The organism is Pseudomonas donghuensis (genome assembly GCF_000696345.2).
In the GTDB taxonomy this organism is placed as follows: Bacteria; Pseudomonadota; Gammaproteobacteria; order Pseudomonadales; family Pseudomonadaceae; genus Aquipseudomonas; species Aquipseudomonas donghuensis.
This window is the reverse complement of the sequence record NZ_CP071706.1, coordinates 3447007-3466995: the sequence shown is the minus strand read 5'-3', so window position 1 is coordinate 3466995 and position 19989 is coordinate 3447007. Positions and strand designations below refer to the sequence as shown.

Genomic DNA, 19989 nt, shown 5'->3' with positions numbered 1-19989 from the left:
CCGCTTGCCGATGGAGTCGCCCAATGCCGCTGGAACAATCCGTTAATGCCTGGTGCCAGAGTCATCCGTTGATCGCCGAACTGGTGGCGTTGCGCCCTACCTGCTGGTTCAACCCGGCCCTGGCACCGAGCGCCGAGGCCCTGGGGGACGTGGCGCTGACGGCTGCGGATATCCGTGAAGCCAGCGCCAGGCTCGAGCGCTTTGCCCCGTACATTGCCTCGGCGTTCCCCGAGACCGTGCCCAGCGCCGGTATCATCGAATCGCCCGTATTGCCGCTGCGCGCCCTGCAGGCGGTGCTCTGTGCCGAACAGCACCTTGCGCCAGCCGGTGAGCTGTGGCTCAAGGCCGACAACCTGTTGCCGATTTCCGGTTCGATCAAGGCCCGCGGCGGCATCTATGAAGTGCTCAAGCATGCCGAAGACCTGGCCCTGGCAGGCGGTTTGCTGCGCCCGGGCGACAGTTACGCCACGCTTGACAGCGATGAGGCCCGGGCATTCTTCGGCCAGTACAGTGTGGCGGTCGGCTCCACCGGCAACCTCGGCCTGTCGATCGGCATCATCAGTGCGCGCCTGGGCTTCAAGGCGACGGTGCACATGTCCGCCGACGCCCGTCAGTGGAAAAAGGATCGCCTGCGCGCCTGCGGCGTCGAGGTGCGTGAGTACAGCGCCGACTACAGCGTGGCGGTGGAGCAGGGACGCCAGGAGGCCGAGGCCGATCCGCGTTGCCATTTCGTCGATGATGAAAACTCGCTGAACCTGTTCCTTGGTTACGCCGTGGCCGCCGAGCGCCTGCAGCGCCAGTTGGCGGAGCAGGGCATCCAGGTCGACGCCGAGCATCCGCTGTTCGTCTACCTGCCCTGTGGCGTCGGCGGTGGCCCGGGTGGCGTGGCCTTCGGCCTCAAGCATATCTTTGGCGATGCGGTGCATTGCCTGTTCGCCGAGCCGAGCCATTCACCGTGCATGTTCCTCGGTGTGTACACCGGCTTGCACGACAGTGTCTCGGTGTATGACTTTGGCATCGACAACCAGACGGCCGCCGACGGCCTGGCGGTTGGCCGCCCCTCGGGCTTTGTCGGCCGCTCGCTGCAGCGCCTGATCGACGGCTACTACACCGTCAGCGACGACACCCTGTACCGCCAGCTTGCGCAAATGCACGCCTGTGAGGGCATCGAACTTGAGCCCTCGGCGCTGGCCGGGGTGTCGGGGATGTTCAGCGTGATGCAAGAGCAACAAGGCTACCGTCAGCGCCTGGGCTTGAGTGATGAGCGCATGGCCCGTGCCACCCACCTGGTCTGGGGCACCGGCGGCAGTATGGTGCCGCGCGACGAAATGGACCGCTACCTGGCCAAGGGCCGTGCCGTGCTGGCCGGGCGCTGAGCATGCTCAACCTGCCCGATCGCCTAGGCATGCGCTTGAACGGCGCCCAGTTCGCCAACCTGCATACCTTCCTTGCGGTCGCCCGGCACCTGAGCTTCAGCCAGGCGGCGCAGGAGCTGTGCCTGACCGCCAGCGCCGTCAGCCACCGTATCGCCCGCCTGGAACAGGCGCTGGCACTGCGCCTGTTCGAACGGCTGACCCGGCGCATTCGCCTGACCGCTGAAGGTGAGCGGCTCTATCAGGTGCTGCAAGGCTTCGAGGCGCAACTGCAGGAAGCCCTGCAGCCGTTGACGACGCAGGTCAGCGGGGCCCTGAGCCTGTATGTACGGCCTTCGGTGGCCCAACACTGGCTGGTGCCGCGCTTGGCAGATTTTCAGCAGCGTTATCCGCAACTGAGCCTGGATATTCGCACTGGCAACGACCCGGTGGATTTTCGCACCCGGCCAGTGGACCTGGCCTTGCTGTACGGCCACGGCGAATTTCCGGGGCTGGTCAGCCGATTGCTGATGGACGAGCAGATAGCCCCGGTGTGCAGCCCGCAGTACGCCGAACGCCATGGCTTGATCGGCCACCCCGAGCGCCTGGCCCAGTGCACCTTGCTGCACGACGCGCTGGCCTGGGAACACGCGGCCTTTGACGCCGAGTGGCAACGCTGGGCCCGCGAACAGAACCTGCAACAGCTCCTGCCCGCCAGCCACCTGACCTTCGATCGCTCCGACCTGTGCAGCGCCGCTGCCCGCCACCATGCCGGCGTGGCCATGGGGCGCCAGCGCCTGGTGCAACCGTTGCTGGACCAGGGCGCGTTGATCCTGCCCCTGGGCGGCTTCAGTCAGGCGGCGGGGCAGGGTTATTACCTGGTGCATCCGCCGCGCGAGCCGCTGGCGCAGCGCGTGCGGGTGATGGTTGAGTGGTTGCGTGAGTGTGCGCTCAGCTGACCTCGGCCGTCGTGCACAGGCGTGCCAGTGGCGTGAGCTCGCGGGCAAAATGTTCGATGGCCAGCACGTAGCCGTGGGTGCCGAAGCCGGCCAGCACCGCCTTGGCCACCAGCGACACATAGGAGTGGTGGCGGAAGGCTTCACGGCGATGGACGTTGGAGATATGCACTTCGATCACTGGCACCTCGGCGGCAATCAAGGCGTCATGAATCGCCACCGAAGTATGGGTCCAGGCACCGGGGTTGATGACGATCCCGGCGACCCGGCCACGGGCCTGGTGAATCCAGTCGATCATCTGCCCTTCGTGGTTGGTCTGCTGGAACTCAAGCTTCAGTTCCAGCCGGCTGGCGGCCTGCTGGCAGAGGTTTTCGACATCGGCCAGGGTCTCCCGGCCGTAAACCTGCGGTTGGCGCAGGCCGAGCATGTTCAGGTTGGGGCCATTGAGCACGAGCAGGGTTTTCATGGTGCAGGTTTCCAGTCTGGGGGTTGGCGCGCAGGGCGTCGTAGGCGGGTAAAAAGGGCTCAGAGGCTGTCGGTGGCGACGATCTGGCCGCTACGCGCGGCGCTGCTGATGGCCTCGACAATCTGCACATTGCGCAGACCGTCGCGCACGCTTACCAGCGGCGGCTCGTGGCCGCGAATCACCTGGCAGAAGTGTGCCAGCTGGCGGGCCAGCGGGTCGGCGCTGTGCAAGGGCACCACGGTGCTGGTGAAGGGCTTCCACCACGAGCGGTCGGCGCGCTGCTCGTAGTACTTCAGGCGCATGCTCGGGATCGACAGTGAGCCCCGGGTGCCGCTGATCACATAGCAGTCTTCGTCGGCGTAGCTGGGGTAGTCGAGGTTCTCGCCCGTGGTCTGCTCCCAGCTGCGGGCGCAGGCGGCGGTGTCGGACAGCATGAAGGTGCCCAGGGCGCCGCTGGCAAAGCGCAGGCTGATGGCCACGCTGTCTTCCACGGCAAAGCCGCGGGTGGCGCTGGAGGCCTGGGCCTGCACGGCGACAATCTCGCCGCACAGCGAACGCAGGTTGCTGATCTCGTGGATCATGTTGATCAGCACCGGCCCGCCGCCGATCTGGCGGCGCCAGGGCGCAGCGTCGAAATAGTCGTCGGGTTTGTAGAACAGCGCGCTGCCCATCACCGCCACCAGGTTGCCCAGCAGGCCTTCGGCGATCACCTCGCGGGCCTTGGCCAGGATCGTGCTGTGGGCACGATGATGGCCGACCAGCAGCCGCGCACCGGTTCGCTCGGCGATGGCCAGCAGGCGCTTGCCTGCTTCCAGCGTGTGCGCCAGCGGTTTTTCGATCAGCACGCCAATGCCGTGTTCAACGCAGGCCAGGGCGCCTTCGACATGCAGGTGATTGGGCGTGGCCAGGATCACCGCGTCCGGGCGCTGCTCGGCGAACAACTGCTCAAGGCTGGGGTAGAGGGCAACGCCGTGGCTGGCCGCGAGTTCGGCGGCGGCCGGGGCCGGGTCGACCAGGGCGGCCAGTTCGCACTCGGCGCTGGCCTGGATCAGTTCGATATGCCGGCGGCCAATCAGGCCGGCACCGGCGACGGCAATACGGATCGTGTGCATGGCGCTCTCGTCATTGTTATGCGGACCGCGGCAACGGTTTTGTGAGAGGCTAATAAAAAACTCCCAGGAGATAATCGGGCCAGATGAAGAATCAGAATGCGCTATTAGCGAATAATGACCCGCTGCTGCGCGACCTGCAGTTGTTCTGCGAAGTGGCGCGGCGCTCCAGCTTCATCGCCGCCGCCACCGAGATCGGCCTGTCGCCGGCCCATGTCAGCAAGCGCATCGCCACCCTGGAGACGCTGCTGGGGGTCAAGCTGTTCAACCGCACCACACGGCGGGTGAATATCACCAGCGATGGCGAAGCGGCGTTCATCTGGGCGCAGAAGATCCTCGAGAATGTCGAGTCGATGCTCGAGGCGTTGTCCGGGGCCCACAGCGAACCGCGCGGCACCTTGCGCATCAGCACCAGCCTGCGCCTGGGCCGCGAGCACATCGCGCCGATCCTGTCGCTGCTGCGCAAGCGTTATCCGACCCTGGATATCTGGCTGGAGCTGCTCGACCGGCGGGTGGACCTGATTGGCGAGAATTTCGATATCGACATCCGCGTCGGTGAGGTGCAGGAAAAACACCTGATCGCCCATCGCATCGCCGAGAACAAGCGGGTGCTCGCGGCCTCGCCGGCGTACCTGGCGCGCCGCGGCCAGGTGCGGGTACCGGCGGAACTGGCCCAGCATGATTGCCTGCTGTTTCGCAGCCGCGACGATCGCTTCGGGGTGTGGCGGTTGATTGGGCCGGGCGGGTCGGAAACGGTCAAGGTCACCGGGCCCATGGCGGCCAACCACAGCGATGTCGTCCGCCAGTGGGCCATGGACGGGCACGGCATCATCATGGCCTCGTACTGGGACGTGGCTGGCAGCTTGCAGGAGGGGTCATTGGTTCGGGTGTTGCCGGCCTATCACCAGCCGGCGGATGTCTGGGCGGTGACGGCGGCGCGTTCGGACAGTTCGGCGAAGGTGCGCAGTTGCGTGGCGTTCTTGCGCGAGCAACTGGCGCAGGGGCCGTTTGCGTTGGCGGTGGGTGGCTGAGGGGGGGCATCGCGGGGCCGGCCAACTCCCACAGGTGCTGTGCAGGCTCGAAACTGTGGGAGCCGGCCTTGCCGGCGATGGGCTGCGCAAGCAGCCCCAGGCACTCAATCGCCGGCTTGAACCTGCAGCATCCACTGCCCGTCGATTTCACGCACCAGGCCACTGGCCAGGAACAGCGGCAGCAGGCGCTTGTGCAGCTGCGGTTCAACAAAACCTTTCACTGCGCTCAGGTCCAGCGCACCCAGCGTCGGCAGGTCGACCTTGGTGTACGAAAGCCAGGCCTTCTTCAGTGCATTGAGCACATCGCTGCCCGTAGTGTTGGCAAAGCGCCGGTTGAGCGTCTGGCCATCGAGCACGAAGGTGTGCTGGTACTCGTAGCCCGTTTCGTCACCGCCGCTGGTGCGGCAGCGGATACAGGTGCAAGGCCCGTCGCCGAAGGCTTTTTGCAGGTAGTTGTTGAAATCCACCACGGGCTTGAGCCCCAGGCGCTTGTCGACCTCGAACATGTCCGAGGTCAGGTTCTGTTCAGCACTCAATGTCATTCCTCTGACAGGTTTTTACCGGGGGGCACAATACCAGCCGGGGCGGGCCGAGGGTACCTTCGTGCGTCGCCTCGTCGAAGGGCGCGGGCTTTTTCCGTGCCGCTCCTTTACCCTATGCGCCCGCACGCGTCAGCTGACGCGGTTTTCCCTGTCGTTGGAGTTCGACCATGTTGTACAAATACACCGCCACCGTGACCGTCAGCGACGACCTGCATGAAGATGTCGAGGCCGTGGAAAACCCCGGGATCAAGATCGGCCTGGAGGCCGTCAGCGAGACGCTGAAAAAGGTTCACTTCATCAATACCCTGGCCGCTCCCGACAAGCCGACGCATATCTGCGTGACCCTGGAAAACGGCCTGAGCTACTACGGCCCGATCGTTAACGGCCATGCCGAGCTGGAAGGCGGCTGGATCGCCTTCGAAAGCGACATGCTCACCCCGGAAGAACTGGGCCTGTAATCCGTTGGGCTACAGCACCGTGGCCCAGAGCAACCCGGCCAGGTACAAGGCCACGCCGAACACCCCATGAGCCAGCAGGCTGCGCGCCCGCGCCGCATTCGGCTTGGGGGTTTTCGAGGCGAAGACGCCCGCGCCCATGCCGGGCTGCATGATCAGGTAAGGCGCCGCCACGGTCACCAGGCCGAGCACGAACGCAGGCACAAACTGCGGCTGGTGTGCCCACGCCACACCGCAGATTGCCAGCAGCAACCCGGCGAAAATCACCCCGATGGTGTAATGCGCACTCCAGCCAATCAGCCGTTCATTGGCCAGCGCAGGCGCCTTGGCGATGCTTTGATGGACGAACTGCCCGCGCGGCATATGCCCGATCCAGCGCCCCACCAAACCCCAGTTCGGTCCGGCCATGCCCAGCACGCGCTGCTGGAACAGTGACCAGAGGTCGGCCAGGGCCGTGGCGGTTACGCCGATCAAAACAGCAAGAACGATTCCTTCAGGCATGGCGTACTCCATTTAAAAACATTCAATAGATTGATTGAATGATTGGCCAATGCTACCTTCCTGTCAATGACCGATATGAAAACCCAGCAGCACCAGCACATCGCCGAACTGGCGCGGACCCTTGGCCACGCCCATCGCCTCAATCTGCTCGAACAGATCGCCAGCGGCGAGCTTGCCGTCGAGCAACTGGCCCAGCAGTGCGAGCTGTCGGTGGCCAACGCTTCCCAGCATTTGCAGCACTTGCGCCGCGCAGGCTTCGTGCAGACCCGCCGCGACGGCAAGCGCGTGCTCTACCGGCTCAGCGCCGGGCCGATCACCGAGGTGCTGGCGGCGCTCGGGCAATTGGCCGCGTTCAACCGTGCGGCGATCCGCGAGCTGATGAGCGATAGCCTGAGTGCGCCCGAGCACCTGGAAGCGATCAGCAGGGAAGAGCTGCTGGAGCGTTTGCAGGATCACAGCGTGACCCTGCTCGATGTGCGCCCGGCCGAGGAGTTTGCCCAGGGGCATTTGCCGGGGGCGATCAATATTCCGTTCGCTGAACTGCAGCAGCGCCTGGGCGAGCTGCCGGTCAGCCAGGAAGTGGTGGCCTATTGCCGCGGGCCCTGGTGCGTGTTCTCCCGCGATGCAGTGACGGCCCTGAAAGCCAGGGGCTTGAGGGCGCGTCACTTTCTTCAGGGCATCGAGCTGTGGCCTGGGCCGCTGCAGGATTAACCCAGTTCGGCCAGGCAGCGCTCAAAGATGTCCAGGCCTTCTTCGAACACTTCAGCCTCGATGGTCAGCGGCGCCAGCAAGCGGATGATGTGCCGCGCCTTGCCGCTGGGCATCAACAGCAGGCCGGCGCTCCTGGCCGCTGCCAGCAGTTGCGCCAGCTGCGCGGTGGCCGGTGTGCCGTCGGCGTTGACCAGTTCGATGCCGCGCATCGCCCCGGTGCCGGTCAGGCGGCCCAGATAAGGCGAGAGTTTGCTGGCCTGCCAGCGCTCGAAGCGGCTTAGCAGCGCGGCCTCCTGGCGTTCGCCCCAGGTCGAAAGGTTGGCGTCGCTCATTTCATCCAGGGTCGCCAGGGCGGCGGCGCAGGCCATCGGGTTGCCGGAGTAGGTGCCGCCAAGGCCACCTTTGGGCAGGTTGTCGAGCAGCGCCTTGCGGCCGACCACGGCGCCCAGCGGCATGCCGCCGGCGATGCTCTTGGCCAGCAACAACAAATCCGGCTCGATGCCCAGGCGCGGGAAGGCGAAGCGCTGGCCGGTGCGGCCAAAACCCGACTGGATTTCATCGATGATGATCAGGATGCCGTGCTGGTCGCAGAAGCTGCGCAAGGCGCGGGCAAACGCGGGCTCCATGGCCAGAAAGCCGGCTTCACCCTGGACCGGTTCGAAGATGAAGGCGGCCACGTCATTGACGTCGATCTCGACGCTGAACAAGCGCTCCATGGCCTTGAGCGCCTGCTCGCTGCTGACGCCGGTGTCCTGGCTGGGGTAGGGCAGGTGATACACCGGCCCCGGCAGTACGCCGACGCGTTGCTTGTAGGGCGCAACTTTGCCGTTGAGGTTGAGGGTCGCCAGGGTGCGGCCATGAAAGCCGCCATCGAAGGCGATGATTGCCGTCTTGCCGGTGGCACCGCGGGCGATCTTCAGGGCGTTTTCCGCCGCTTCCGCGCCGCTGTTGGTGAGCATGCCGCTGAGCGGGTAGGACACCGGCACAAACGTCGCCAGGCGATTCATCAATTCGAGGTAGGGTTCATGTGCAGCCGCGTTGAAGGCGTAGTGCGTCAGGCGTGTGGCCTGCTGCTGGATGGCCGCGACAATCCGCGGGTGACAATGGCCCAGGTTCAATACGCCGATGCCGCCAACGAAATCGATATAGCGTTTCCCGTCGGTGTCCCAGACTTCCGCGTTTTTACCGTGTGACAGTGTAATAGGGTGAACGACGGAAATAGACTGGCTGATCGTTTCGTGACTCATTTGCCCACGGCCTCACTGGAGTTTCTTATTATCTAAGCGAGGCCCGCTACTGCTGTGCAAGCGAAATAATGGATTGCAATCATTCCTGCAGGTCGTGAACTTTATCGCCCTGGCTTATCCATTCGGCAATCCACCCGACCAAGGCGTGCACCTTGGACGCCTTGACAGCTATCCAGGTAAAAGCACGGAGCAGAGTGGTGGTGGGGGGCACCAGGGGTTTGTACATGGGCAGAGTCAACCGGGCGAAAAAGAGATAGGGTCATTCCATTACGGAATCATGTGCTTCTAAAAGGTCGTTTGTGAGCAGCGGCCCTATAGATTAATACTGACCTGCATCAATGATTTCGACCCGTATCCGCTGTAGGAGAATAATAAGATGGTTGCTGAACTACTTACCCGTTTGGGCGTGCCTGAAGGTTTATATAACGGCGGCACACACGCTGTTTGTACCCCCATCGACGGCAGCCAGATTGCAGCGCTTACCCTGCAAAGCAAAGCCCAGGTGACCGCCAAGATCGATCAGGCCGAAAAAGCCTTCCAGGCCTGGCGCAACGTCCCGGCCCCGCGCCGCGGTGAGTTGATCCGCCTGTTTGGCGAAGTGCTGCGTCAATACAAGGCCGAGCTCGGTGAACTGGTGTCGATCGAAGCCGGCAAGATCACCCAGGAAGGCCTGGGCGAAGTGCAGGAAATGATCGACATCTGCGACTTCGCCGTTGGCCTGTCGCGTCAGCTCTACGGCTTGACCATCGCCTCCGAGCGCCCGGGCCACCACATGCGTGAAACCTGGCACCCGCTGGGTGTGGTCGGGGTGATCAGCGCTTTCAACTTCCCGGTCGCGGTCTGGGCCTGGAATACCACCCTGGCGCTGGTGTGCGGCAACGCCGTGGTGTGGAAACCGTCGGAGAAAACCCCGCTGACCGCACTGGCCTGCCAGGCCCTGTTCGAAAAAGCCCTGAAGGCCTTTGGTGAAGCGCCAGAAGGCCTGAGCCAGTTGATCATTGGTGATCGCGACGCCGGCGAAGCGCTGGTTGACGACCCGCGCGTGCCGCTGGTCAGCGCTACCGGCAGCACCCGCATGGGTCGTGAAGTTGGCCCGCGTGTCGCCGCGCGTTTCGGCCGCAGCATCCTCGAACTGGGCGGCAACAACGCGATGATCCTGGCGCCCAGTGCCGACCTCGATCTGGCCGTGCGCGGCATCCTCTTTAGCGCCGTCGGTACTGCGGGCCAGCGCTGCACCACCTTGCGCCGCTTGATCGTCCATCGTTCGATCAAGGACGAAGTGGTGGCCCGGGTCAAAGCCGCTTACGCCAAGGTGCGCATCGGCGACCCGCGTAAAGACAACCTGGTCGGCCCGCTGATCGACCAGGCCTCGTTCGCAGGCATGCAGGATGCCCTGGCCCGTGCCCGTGATGAAGGCGGCCAGGTATTCGGCGGTGAGCGTCAGCTTCAGGAGCAATACCCGAATGCCTATTACGTGGCGCCGGCGATCGTCGAGATGCCAGGCCAGAGCGCGGTGGTGCGTCATGAAACCTTCGCACCGATCCTCTACGTGCTGGCCTACGACGAATTCGACGAAGCCCTGCGCCTGAACAACGAAGTGCCGCAAGGCTTGTCGTCGTGCATCTTCACCACCGACCTGCGCGAAGCCGAGCGCTTCCAGAGCGCGGCGGGCAGTGACTGCGGGATTGCCAACGTCAACATCGGCACCAGCGGTGCGGAGATTGGCGGGGCGTTTGGCGGCGAGAAGGAAACCGGCGGTGGCCGAGAGTCGGGTTCGGATTCGTGGAAGGCCTACATGCGTCGGCAGACCAATACCGTGAACTATTCCCGCGAGCTGCCGTTGGCGCAGGGGATTGTGTTCGACTGATTACCGAGTCGGCCCCATCGCTGGCAAGCCAGCTCCCACAAGGACTCTGTGGGAGCTGGCTTGCCAGCGATGGCCGCGCCACCGATCCCGCCAGTGGAACAATAAAAACGCTTTCACCCTACCAGTTGAGGGTTACCCATGGCATCGCTACAACAAAAGAAACAGCGTTCGCTGCAACACGGTCTGACCTCGCGCCAGGTGTCGATGATCTCCATTGCCGGGATCATTGGCGCCGGCCTGTTCATCGGCTCGTCCACCGCCATCGCCACGGCCGGGCCGGCCATTCTGATCTCCTACACCATGACCGGCCTGCTGGTGCTGCTGGTGATGCGCATGCTCGGGGAAATGGCCATCGCCAACCCCAACAGCGGCTCGTTCTCCACCTACGCAAGCCAGGCCATCGGGCCCTGGGCCGGGTTTACCATCGGCTGGCTGTACTGGTGGTTCTGGGTGCTGATCATTCCGGTCGAGGCGATTGCCGGCGCCGATATCCTGCACGCCTACTTCCCCGGCGTGCCGTCGTGGCTGTTCGCCTTCCTGATCATGATCGTGCTGTCGGGCACCAACCTGATCAGCGTGAAGAACTTCGGTGAATTCGAGTACTGGTTCGCGCTGATCAAGGTCATTGCCATTCTTGCCTTCATCGGCGTCTGCACCCTGGCGGTGTTCGGCGTCTGGCCGTTGGCCGAAGTCTCGGGTGTGCAGCAACTCTGGGCCAGCGGCGGCTTTATGCCCAACGGTTTCGGTGCGGTGCTCGGTGGCGTGCTGGTGACCATCTTCTCGTTCTTCGGCGCCGAGATCGTCACCATCGCCGCCGATGAAACGGCCAACCCCAAGGACAAGATCCGCAAGGCCACCAACCTTGTGGTGTACCGCATCGCGATCTTCTACATCGTCTCGATCTTCTTCATCGTTTCACTGGTGGCCTGGAACGACCCGGGTCTGAAGGCGGTGGGCTCGTTCCAGCGGGTGCTGGAGGTGCTCAACGTGCCCGGCGCCAAGCTGATGGTCGACCTGGTGGTGCTGGTGGCAGTGACCAGTTGCATGAACTCGGGCCTGTACACCGCTTCGCGCATGCTTTATTCGCTGGGCTCGCGCGGCGAAGCGCTGAAGATGACCAAGCGCATCTCCGGCAATGGCGTGCCGACCGTGGCGGTAATCCTCTCGACCTTCGCCGGCTTTGCCGGTTGCCTGGTCAACTATGTGTTCCCGGGCAAGGTCTTTGGCTTCCTGCTGTCGACCACCGGCGCCATCGCCTTGCTGGTGTACCTGGTGATTGCCGTGTCGCAGCTGCGCATGCGCGCCATCACTGACCGCCAGGGCACCGAGCTTGCGTTCAAGATGTGGCTGTTCCCCTGGCTGACCTGGCTGGTGATCGGCTTGATCACCCTGGTGCTCGGCTACATGCTGATCAGCCCGGCCTACCGCTATGAAACCCTGATGACTGCAGGGGTGACCCTGGCCATCCTGCTGATCTCGCTGACCCGGCGCAAAACGCCGGCCGATGCGCCGGTCGGCAGCCCGGCGGTGTCAGGCAAAGGCCTCTAGCGCGGCGCTTGGCAAGGCAAAAGCCCATGACCGGTTCATGGGCTTTTTCGTTGTGCGGCGTTACTATCGGGGTCGCTTTCCCACCAATAACAGACAATCAGGAAGCCTATGAGTACCCAAGCCTTATCCCTGCAGGAACTGGCCGCCCCCGAAGGCGTCTGCTACGGCTGCGGCTGTTCCCACCCCAGCGGCCTGCGCCTGAAAAGCCACTGGGACGCCGATGGTATCCACCTGCTGTGCCGCCACTCACCCGACGGCACCTTCCTCGGCTGGCCGGGGCTGGTGTATGGCGGCTTGCTGGCAATGCTGGTCGACTGCCATTCCAATTGGACCGCCATGGCCTACCACTACCGTGCCGAAGGCCGGGAGCCCGGCAGCCTGCCGCGCATCGACTGCGTCACCGGCCAGCTCAGCCTGACCTACCTGAAACCAACGCCGATGGGCGTCGAGCTGTTGCTCAAGGCCCGGGTCGAAGGTGAGGTCGGGCGCAAGAGCCGGGTGATCTGCGAGGTCTGGGCCGACGACGTGCTGACCGTGACCGCCGATTCGGTGTTCGTGCGCGTCGATACCGAGAAACTCAAGCACAAGGCCCACGGCACGGCTTGAGTGCTCAGAAGGGCACGGCGATGGTCAACTGGCTGTAGACGTTGGTGCCGTTGCCGCCCACCTGGTTGCCGCCGTTATCGCTGCTCTTGCGCGGTTGGTACAGGCCCAGCAGCGGGCTGATGATCAGGTGCTCGCTCACCGCCCATTCGGCGTACAGATCCAGCTCGCGGCCGTCGAGGTTCAGCGTGCTGCGCTCGTGCAGGGTCTTGTAATTGAACAGCAGCACGCCCAGGGTCAGCGCCTCGACCGGGGTGGCCTTGAGGCCGACAAAGTGCACGTCGTTGTTGCTGTTGAGCGGGCCTGAATAGTTGCCCGTGACCTCGCCCTGGAACCAGGTGCCGTAGCCGCGGTTCATGCCGTTGAACATCGAGTCCCAGCCTTCGGAATAGCGGCTGTAGCGATAGGTCAGGTCCGGGCGCCAGGGCACATCGGCAAAGGTGTAGCCGGCCTCGGCGTACCAGGCTTTCTCCGGCCCTGCGTGCTTGTTCTGCCTGGCGTACTCAAAGGCAAAATGCGCGTTCTCGACCCCGGCGTCACCGGCACCGCGCAGGCTGTAGATGTCCATGCCTTCACGTTGCTTCTGGAATTCGCTGGCGTAACGATCATCGACATTCAGGCCACGGATGTAGGTCAGCTCCAGGGTGCCGGGGGCGGCGCTGTAGGTCAGGGTGCTGGCGGCCAGTTCGCTGTTGGCCTGGGCGCGGTTATCCGACTTCATCCACAGCAGGCTGGCGTGCAGGCCATCCTTGCCACCCAGGCGCAGTACTGCGGTCTTGTCGAAGGCATGGCGGGCGGCCAGGTAATAGGCGCCACCGCGATTGAGCTCGCCATCGGCCGGGCCTTTGCCGAAGTTCAAGCCGTCGTCGTTGATGATGAAGCCATCGCCGAGGGTGATGACCTGGCGGCCGAACGACAGGTCCAGGCCATCGTCGCCCAGTGCCGGGATCAAATTGCCCGAGCGCCAGCCGGCGAAGGCTTCGTCGAATTTAGTGGTGCGCTCGCTGCCATCGCTGATGCCGGCGGCATCGCCGTCGCCCCAGGTCGCCGAACTGACCAGGTTGGCGGTGCCGTACAGCGTACCCAGATCGTCCAGGCGCTGGTCGGCACTCAGGCCATATTTGATGAAGCCCTCGCGCCAGGTCGAGCCGCCGGTGGTGCCGTCGTAGTTCTTGCGGCTGTTGAACAGGCCATACACGGCGAGGAAGTTGGCGTTCAGGTGCGTGTCGTCATCGGCAAACAGCTCAAGTGCCTGAACCGGGGGCAGGGCCAGCAGCAGGCTCAGGCTGGAGCCCTTGAGAAAATGGGGGAGGCGGGTGGTCATGGCGCAGGTTCCCTAAAGGAGGCGTTGGTGGCCGCCATTTAGGGTGGCAAGGCCCCGGCAGGTCTTTGCTTTGCCTGCCAGGGCGGTTGATCCTGCTCGCCAGCAGGGTTAGCGCAGGGTGCCGGCCATCTGCCCGAACACGTCCAGCACGGCGCTGGCCAGGTCCTTGCTGCGCAGGCCGTTCCAGCCGGTCTGGGGGTTGGGGGCGTCGTCGTGGTCCTTGAACGGCATTTCCAGGGTCAGCGACAGGCAGTCAAAGGCCTGGCCGACGCTGTTGCAGGCCAGGGTCATGTTGGCTTGGCCAGGGGCGGAAAGCGGATAGCCATGCACCTGCTGGAAGTCCACGGTGCGCTTGCACAGGCTGTCGCGGAAGGTGGCTTCCAATGCAGCAATACGCGCGGTATAGCCGGGGTTGCCTTCGCAGCCGGCGGTGAACACGTGGGGGATTTCTTCGTCGCCATGCACGTCGAGGAACACGTCGACGCCATGCAGTTTCATCTGCTGCTGGGCGAACAACACTTCCGGGCTTCTGTCGATGCTTGCATCCTGCCAGGCGCGGTTCAGGTCCTGGCCCTTGGCGTTGGTGCGCAGGTGGCCGTGGAGGGCGCCGTCGGGGTTCATGTTCGGGATCAGGTACAGGTCGGCCTCCTGCAGCAAGGCCTGGATAGTCGGGTCATTGTGTTGCAGGCGGTCGATCACCCCTTCCATGAACCATTCGGCCATGTGCTCGCCTGGGTGCTGCTGGGCGATGATCCACAGTTTGCGCTTGCCCGGCGCCCCGCTGCCGGCACGCAGCAACTGGATGTCGCGGCCCTCGACGCTGCGGCCGGTGGCCAGCAGTTCGACGCCGGGAAGGCTTGTGGCACGTTCAATCAATTGATTGTGGCGCGCGCGCGGGTAAGGCTCGAAGTAGGCAAACCAGGCTTGGGGCTGCTCGGCCTTGAGGCTGAACTCAAGGGCCTTGCCATCGAAGCGGGTGGGCACCCGGAACCATTGTTGCTGATCGTAGGAGGCGACAGCCTGGTAGCCGCTCCAGGCCTCGTGGTAGGACGAGGCGCCGGCGTTTTCCAGGATAAAGCCATGGGTCTGGCCCGGGGTCAGCCCGGCGGCCTTGAAGTGAAACCACTGGAAGTGCTCGCTGCGGGTGTCGGGGCGAATCGCCAGGCACACCCGTGCGGGGTCACTGGCATCCTTGACGAGGATGTTGCCGGAATCGAAATCGCAGTCGATGTGCAGGGGGGACAGCGTCACGGTCATCACCAGGCTCCATGTAGAGTTGTTGTGACACCTACTCTACACGCCTGGCTCAGGACCAGAAACCGATCGCTGCCAGGGCGGCCAGGCCCAGGCCGATGGCCACCGAGCAACCGCCCAGCGACAAGCTTGCCCGTGGTTGCCGGTACCAGCCGTCCTCGCCCAGTTGGCGGGCCGGGGCCAGCAGGGTGCGCCAGCGCAGCTCGGTGGCATGGAAGGCCTCACGGTGCTCGGGGGCGCTGTCCAGCCAACGGCGAAAGTCGATGCGTTCGCTGGCGGTCACCTGCGGGCTTTGCAGGCGTACGTACCATTGGCCGGCGATGTTGGCCAGGGCGTCGCGCTCTTCGCGGGCGGTGTGCAGGGCCTGGTTCATGTGGCGCTCGACGGTGACCGCGGGCAGGTTCAGGCGCTCGGCGATGCTGGCGAACGACAATTGGTCGAGGCGGCTGAGCAGGAACACCTGTTGAACGCGGCGTGGCAGCTTTCTAAGGCGCTGCAACAGGGCATCGTCCGTCAGGTCGTGGGAAAGGGAATTGTGTTCAAGGGGCAGCAACAGACGGGTCATGTACAAGCTCCTTGCTGGTCGGTGGAGTGGGGGCGTCTTCCGTGACGCTGTAACAGCTTATTCGTAACGAGATTGATTCTCAAGTGCTAATTCTGCAAAGCGCTGTTACAACCATTCACTGTGCGACATTCATTTGCTATCATCGCGGCCATTCGAGCAACACCCCTCTTCATTAGCCTGAAGACCAAAAAAAAGACCCGGCAAAAAGCCGGGTCAAAAACCGTGATTAGCCTGATGAGGAGATAATCTGAGAGTCCGACCTAAGGGCTTTCAGTTTATCCAACCAGTCTCGCGACCAGTTGTGAGCAATAATAATCGTTATCATTTGCAAGTCAAATGAATTTTCTGTCATTCCGTAAAAATCTTTTACCGAATGCGCTCCCTCCAGACCGGCGGACACCAACACCCGCCTTCGGTCGACTCCCCACGAAATCCGTAGATCGCTGCTCAGGCAGGGTCCTGGTTGGCCGCCTTGCGTTCGAGCATGGCCCTGGCCATGTTGATCATGTGCATTGACGCCAGCGCCAGGTCCCGGGGGACGCCTTGCAGGCCGTCAGCCGATTCGTAGGCGGTGGCGGCGGCGCAGCGCAACAGGTTGGTGGCGTGAGCCGTGGCCTGGGCGCCGCTGAGGCCTTCGCGGGCCACCATCAGCGGTTCGTCCGGGCCGAACTGCACGGGTGCGGGGTTGAGGTAGTAGTCCAGCGCACGCCGGGCGGCATCACTGTTACTTAATGCTTCGCTATCAAGGCTGAGGTCCGTGTCAGGAAATGTCGGTTTCATTCGGCTGCCTGCTGTTTGGGTAAGCGATTAAAGGTGCTGGGGAATATTAATACGACATGTAGTTTTTGCGATTGCTTAAATACTACAATATGTGTATTGAGTGCCAGAAGGCAGTCCGTATCGTGCCAGCGATGGATAAATGGACTGACCTGGTAAAAGCCAGGATGCGTGAACTGAAGGTCACGCAGGAAAATCTTGCCGAACGCATCGGGGTCACCCAGGGCGCCGTGGGCCATTGGCTGCGCGAGGAGCGCGAGCCGAAACTCAAGGTGCTCAACCAGATTCTGGTGGAGGTGGGTCTGCCGCCGTTGCAGATGGTTTCCCCTCACCAGGTGGCGGAAAACCACGGTTCCTACACAGTCTCGGGTAACCCGACTACTGTTACTGGCGCCGATGGCCTACAGCACGATCTGTATTTTCGCTATCCGATTCTGAGCTGGGGCAATCTCGACCCGATCGAGGTAGGTGAAGACTGTGCGCTGCAGTCAACCGACTATAAAGCGCAGGGGCGGGCGTTCTGGCTCAAGGTCGAAGGCGATGCGATGACAGCGCCACTGGGTGTGAGTGTGCCGGAAGGGATGTTGATCCTGGTGGACACTGCGTTGCCTGGCGAGCCCGGCAAGCTGGTGATCGCGCGTTCGCCCGACAGCAAAGCGCCGCGTTTTCGCCAGCTGATCGAGGAGGGCGGGCAGCGCTATTTAAGGCCGCTGAACCCGACCTATCCCAAGGTCCTGTGTACCGAGCAGTGTGAAATGCTGGGGGTGGTGGTGCAGGCGTTGGTGAAATTCTGAGACACCGTGTCGCCTGCATCGCCGGCAAGACTGGCTCCCACAATGAGCCCGCATGCACCGATATCCTGTGGGAGCCGGCCTTGCCGGCGATGGGCTGCGTTAGCAGCCCCAATGACTCAAGCCTCTTCCAGTTCCACCAGCACAGCCCCTTCACTGACCATCTCGCCTTCCTGGCAGAACAACGCCTTGACGGTGCCGGCATGGGGCGCGCGGATACTGTGTTCCATCTTCATGGCCTCCAGCACCACCAGTTGCGTTCCGGCTTCCACCGCCTGACCGACCTCCACCAGGACCCGCACGATGCTGCCGTTCATGGGCGCGCCCAGACCGCCCTGATGGCTGTGGCTGGCGTCGGCTTCGGCGATCGGGTCGTAGCGGTTGACGCTGTGCAGCTCACCGTCCCATTGCAGGTACAGGGTGTCGCCACGGCGGATCGCCAGGTGCCGACGGCGCAGGCCGTCCTGATCGATCAGCAGGTGCTCACCGTCGAGCTTCAGGTTCGACGCCGCCGCCTGGCTCAGGTTGATGGCCCGGGCTTCACCGTTGCAGGTCAGGTGCAGGCTGATCTGCGCCGCAACACCTGCGCGAAAGCCGTTGTTGGCGGCCCAGGGTGAATGACGGTCGTCCGCGCGCGGTTGCAGCGGCTGGCTCTGGATGCAGGCTTCAGCCGCCGCCTGCCAGAACGCCTCGGGCAACGCTTGCGGCGCTGGCAGCAGTTGCTCCTGGTAGCGCGGGATAAACCCGGTATCCAGCTCGGCCTCGGCAAACGCCGGGTGGGCGAGGATGCGCCGCAGGAAGGCAATGTTGGTCTTCGGCCCGCCAATGGCGAACTCGTCGAGCATTGCCAGCAAGCGCAGGCGCGCCTGTTCACGGGTTTCGCCCCAGGCGATCAGCTTGCCGAGCATCGGGTCATAGAACGGCGAGACGTCGTCGCCTTCGCTGACGCCGCTGTCCACCCGCCGACCGTCGCCCGGCGCCGACTCGCGGTACAGCGCCAGATGGCCGGTGGCCGGGAGAAAATCATTGGCCGGGTCTTCGGCGTACAGCCGCACTTCGATGGCGTGGCCGTTGAGCGGCACCTGCGCCTGGGTGAGCGGCAGCGGTTCGCCACAGGCGACGCGGATCTGCCAGGCCACCAGGTCCAGGCCGGTGATCGCTTCGGTGACCGGGTGCTCGACCTGCAGGCGCGTATTCATCTCCATGAAGAAGAACTCGCCACGGGCATCGAGCAGGAACTCCACGGTGCCGGCGCCGACATAACCGATGGCCTGGGCGGCCTTGACCGCCGCTTCGCCCATGGCTTGGCGCTGGGCGCTGCTCAGGCCCGGGGCCGGGGCTTCTTCGACCACCTTCTGGTGACGGCGCTGGATCGAGCAGTCGCGCTCGTTGAGGTACAGGCAGTTGCCGTGCTGGTCGGCGAATACCTGGATCTCCACGTGACGGGGCTTGAGCACGTACTTTTCCACCAGCATGCGCGCATCGCCAAACGATGACTGGGCTTCACGCTGGGCCGAGGCCAGGGCTTCGCCGAGCTGGCTTTCGTGCTCGACCACCTTCATGCCCTTGCCACCGCCGCCGGCGGTGGCCTTGAGCAGCACCGGATAGCCGATCTTCTCGGCGGCGGCGCGGAAGGTTTCCAGGTCCTGGGCCTCGCCGTGATAGCCCGGCACCAGTGGCACGCCGGCCTGTTCCATCAGGGCCTTGGCCGCCGACTTGCTGCCCATGGCATCGATGGCGCTGGCCGGTGGGCCGAGGAAGATCAGCCCGGCCTGCTCGATGGCACGGGCAAAGCCTGCGTTCTCGGACAAAAAACCGTAGCCGGGGTGGATTGCCTGGGCGCCGCTGGCTTTTGCCGCGGCCAGTAGCTTGTCGATGTCCAGGTAGCTGTCAGCGGCCTTGGCACCGCCGAGGTCGACGCGAATATCAGCTTCGCGGCTGTGCCGCGCTTCACGGTCGATGGCGCTGTGCACGGCCACAGTGGTCAGGCCCAGGGCCTTGGCGGTGCGCATCACCCGGCAGGCGATCTCGCCGCGGTTGGCGACCAGCAGGGTGGTCAACGGGGTGCGGCTCATGGGCGCGGCTCCTTGTTCGACGGTTGGCCCTGCCAGGCCGGGCTGCGTTTTTCCAGGAAGGCGCGCAGGCCTTCCTGCCCCTCGGGGCTGACGCGGATGCGGGCGATGGCGTTTTCGCAGTAGCGACGGATGGCCGGGGTCAGTTCGCCGTGGCCGACTTCGCGCAGCAGCTCCTTGCTGGCGCGCATGGCTTGCGGGCTGTTGAGCAGCAGGTTGTCGATCCATTGGCCGACCTGCTGTTCCAGCTCGGCGGCCGGGTAGGCTTCGGCCAGCAGGCCCAGCTCGCGGGCGCGTTCGCCGCTGAAGCGTTCGGCGGTCAGGGCGTAGCGGCGCGCGGCACGCTCGCCCATGGCCTGGACCACGAACGGGCTGATCACCGCCGGGGCGAGGCCGATGCGCACCTCGGACAGGCACAGTTGCGCGTCACTGGCGCCAATGGCCATGTCACAGCAGCTGATCAGGCCCAGGGCGCCGCCAAAGGCTGCGCCTTGCACCACGGCCAGGGTCGGCACCTTGAGCCGCGCCAGGTTGTACATCAGCTCGGCCAGCTCGCGGGCGTCGTCAAGGTTGGTGTTGTAGTCCAGTTGTGCCGACTGCTGCATCCAGGCCAGGTCGGCACCGGCGCTGAAGTGCCGGCCACGGCCACGCAGCAGCACGAAACGCAGGCTGCTGTCGGCGCCGATGTGGTCGATGGCGATGATCAGCTCGCGGATCATCTGCGCGTTGAAGGCGTTGTTCTTGTCTTCCCGGCTCAGCCACAGGGTGGCGAAACCACGGGGATCCTTGATCAGTTCAAGGGTAGTGAAGTCGCTCAT

General features: G+C 64.1%; 20 protein-coding genes. 9 read left to right on the top strand and 11 right to left on the bottom strand.

Features of this window, described 5'->3' with window-relative positions; genetic code table 11:
- The first annotated feature begins 23 nt into the window (after positions 1 to 23).
- Both BV82_RS16025 and dsdC read left to right on the top strand, forming a co-directional pair.
- Positions 24 to 1376, top strand: coding sequence for a D-serine ammonia-lyase (locus BV82_RS16025; RefSeq protein WP_010223805.1), 1353 nt, complete (start codon positions 24 to 26; stop codon positions 1374 to 1376).
- Positions 1377 to 1378: 2 nt separating this feature from the next.
- Positions 1379 to 2311, top strand: a complete 933-nt coding sequence (gene dsdC / locus BV82_RS16020) for a DNA-binding transcriptional regulator DsdC (protein WP_036994843.1) — start codon at positions 1379 to 1381, stop codon at positions 2309 to 2311.
- Here dsdC and aroQ read toward each other — a convergent pair.
- Positions 2304 to 2774: a type II 3-dehydroquinate dehydratase gene (gene aroQ, locus BV82_RS16015; RefSeq protein WP_010223802.1), complete on the bottom strand. Its 471-nt coding sequence runs from the start codon at positions 2772 to 2774 to the stop codon at positions 2304 to 2306. The two genes, dsdC and aroQ, sit on opposite strands and share 8 nt — an antisense overlap.
- Positions 2775 to 2833: 59 nt before the next feature.
- Positions 2834 to 3886 (bottom strand): Gfo/Idh/MocA family protein, encoded by a 1053-nt coding sequence (locus tag BV82_RS16010; RefSeq protein ID WP_036994845.1) that lies wholly within the window; start codon positions 3884 to 3886, stop codon positions 2834 to 2836.
- A gap of 83 nt (positions 3887 to 3969) precedes the next feature.
- Here BV82_RS16010 and BV82_RS16005 point away from each other — a divergent pair, with 83 nt between their 5' ends.
- On the top strand, positions 3970 to 4914 hold the full coding sequence (locus BV82_RS16005) for a LysR family transcriptional regulator (protein WP_036994847.1): 945 nt from the start codon (positions 3970 to 3972) through the stop codon (positions 4912 to 4914).
- A gap of 104 nt (positions 4915 to 5018) precedes the next feature.
- Here the strand turns inward: BV82_RS16005 and BV82_RS16000 are convergent, their stop codons facing one another.
- Positions 5019 to 5450, bottom strand: coding sequence for a hypothetical protein (locus tag BV82_RS16000; RefSeq protein ID WP_010223796.1), 432 nt, complete (start codon positions 5448 to 5450; stop codon positions 5019 to 5021).
- A 173-nt stretch (positions 5451 to 5623) separates the two neighbouring features.
- Here BV82_RS16000 and BV82_RS15995 point away from each other — a divergent pair, with 173 nt between their 5' ends.
- Positions 5624 to 5914 carry a hypothetical protein gene (locus BV82_RS15995; RefSeq protein ID WP_010223794.1) on the top strand — a complete coding sequence of 97 codons (291 nt, stop codon included), beginning with the start codon at positions 5624 to 5626 and terminating at the stop codon, positions 5912 to 5914.
- Positions 5915 to 5923: 9 nt separating this feature from the next.
- On the opposite strand, the gene BV82_RS15990 is transcribed toward BV82_RS15995, so the two are convergent.
- Positions 5924 to 6412, bottom strand: a complete 489-nt coding sequence (locus tag BV82_RS15990; RefSeq protein ID WP_036994848.1) for a DUF2938 domain-containing protein — start codon at positions 6410 to 6412, stop codon at positions 5924 to 5926.
- Between the two features lie 75 nt (positions 6413 to 6487).
- Here BV82_RS15990 and BV82_RS15985 point away from each other — a divergent pair, with 75 nt between their 5' ends.
- Positions 6488 to 7123 carry an ArsR/SmtB family transcription factor gene (locus BV82_RS15985; protein WP_051636747.1) on the top strand — a complete coding sequence of 212 codons (636 nt, stop codon included), beginning with the start codon at positions 6488 to 6490 and terminating at the stop codon, positions 7121 to 7123.
- On the opposite strand, the gene BV82_RS15980 is transcribed toward BV82_RS15985, so the two are convergent.
- A complete protein-coding gene (locus BV82_RS15980) occupies positions 7120 to 8370 on the bottom strand; it encodes a 2-aminoadipate transaminase (RefSeq protein ID WP_036994852.1) in 1251 nt (416 codons plus the stop codon). The two genes, BV82_RS15985 and BV82_RS15980, sit on opposite strands and share 4 nt — an antisense overlap.
- 376 nt (positions 8371 to 8746) lie before the next feature.
- Here BV82_RS15980 and amaB point away from each other — a divergent pair, with 376 nt between their 5' ends.
- The 3 genes from amaB (at position 8747) to BV82_RS15965 (ending at position 12391) form a co-directional block, all read left to right on the top strand.
- On the top strand, positions 8747 to 10237 hold the full coding sequence (gene amaB / locus BV82_RS15975) for an L-piperidine-6-carboxylate dehydrogenase (RefSeq protein ID WP_215444966.1): 1491 nt from the start codon (positions 8747 to 8749) through the stop codon (positions 10235 to 10237).
- 138 nt (positions 10238 to 10375) lie between these two features.
- A complete protein-coding gene (locus BV82_RS15970; protein WP_051636752.1) occupies positions 10376 to 11785 on the top strand; it encodes an amino acid permease in 1410 nt (469 codons plus the stop codon).
- 108 nt (positions 11786 to 11893) lie between these two features.
- Positions 11894 to 12391: a PaaI family thioesterase gene (locus BV82_RS15965; protein WP_036995209.1), complete on the top strand. Its 498-nt coding sequence runs from the start codon at positions 11894 to 11896 to the stop codon at positions 12389 to 12391.
- Positions 12392 to 12395: 4 nt separating this feature from the next.
- On the opposite strand, the gene BV82_RS15960 is transcribed toward BV82_RS15965, so the two are convergent.
- The 4 genes from BV82_RS15960 to BV82_RS15945 all read right to left on the bottom strand — a co-directional run bounded on the left by BV82_RS15960 (position 12396) and on the right by BV82_RS15945 (position 16311).
- Positions 12396 to 13712 carry an alginate export family protein gene (locus tag BV82_RS15960; protein WP_036995208.1) on the bottom strand — a complete coding sequence of 439 codons (1317 nt, stop codon included), beginning with the start codon at positions 13710 to 13712 and terminating at the stop codon, positions 12396 to 12398.
- 108 nt (positions 13713 to 13820) lie between these two features.
- Positions 13821 to 14969 (bottom strand): M14 family metallopeptidase, encoded by a 1149-nt coding sequence (locus tag BV82_RS15955; protein WP_036995207.1) that lies wholly within the window; start codon positions 14967 to 14969, stop codon positions 13821 to 13823.
- A 49-nt stretch (positions 14970 to 15018) separates the two neighbouring features.
- Positions 15019 to 15531, bottom strand: a complete 513-nt coding sequence (locus tag BV82_RS15950) for a DUF4880 domain-containing protein (RefSeq protein ID WP_010223762.1) — start codon at positions 15529 to 15531, stop codon at positions 15019 to 15021.
- A 447-nt stretch (positions 15532 to 15978) separates the two neighbouring features.
- Positions 15979 to 16311, bottom strand: a complete 333-nt coding sequence (locus BV82_RS15945; RefSeq protein ID WP_010223760.1) for a DUF6124 family protein — start codon at positions 16309 to 16311, stop codon at positions 15979 to 15981.
- 131 nt (positions 16312 to 16442) lie between these two features.
- On the opposite strand from BV82_RS15945, the gene BV82_RS15940 reads away from it, so the two are divergent.
- The gene (locus BV82_RS15940) at positions 16443 to 17102 is read left to right on the top strand and encodes a LexA family protein (RefSeq protein WP_026001374.1); all 660 of its coding nucleotides are present in this window, start codon (positions 16443 to 16445) and stop codon (positions 17100 to 17102) included.
- A gap of 116 nt (positions 17103 to 17218) precedes the next feature.
- On the opposite strand, the gene BV82_RS15935 is transcribed toward BV82_RS15940, so the two are convergent.
- Together BV82_RS15935 and BV82_RS15930 are read right to left on the bottom strand one after the other, a co-directional pair.
- Positions 17219 to 19174 carry an acetyl/propionyl/methylcrotonyl-CoA carboxylase subunit alpha gene (locus tag BV82_RS15935; RefSeq protein ID WP_036995206.1) on the bottom strand — a complete coding sequence of 652 codons (1956 nt, stop codon included), beginning with the start codon at positions 19172 to 19174 and terminating at the stop codon, positions 17219 to 17221.
- On the bottom strand, positions 19171 to 19989 hold the full coding sequence (locus BV82_RS15930) for a gamma-carboxygeranoyl-CoA hydratase (protein WP_010223754.1): 819 nt from the start codon (positions 19987 to 19989) through the stop codon (positions 19171 to 19173). Before BV82_RS15930 ends, BV82_RS15935 begins: the two co-directional genes overlap by 4 nt.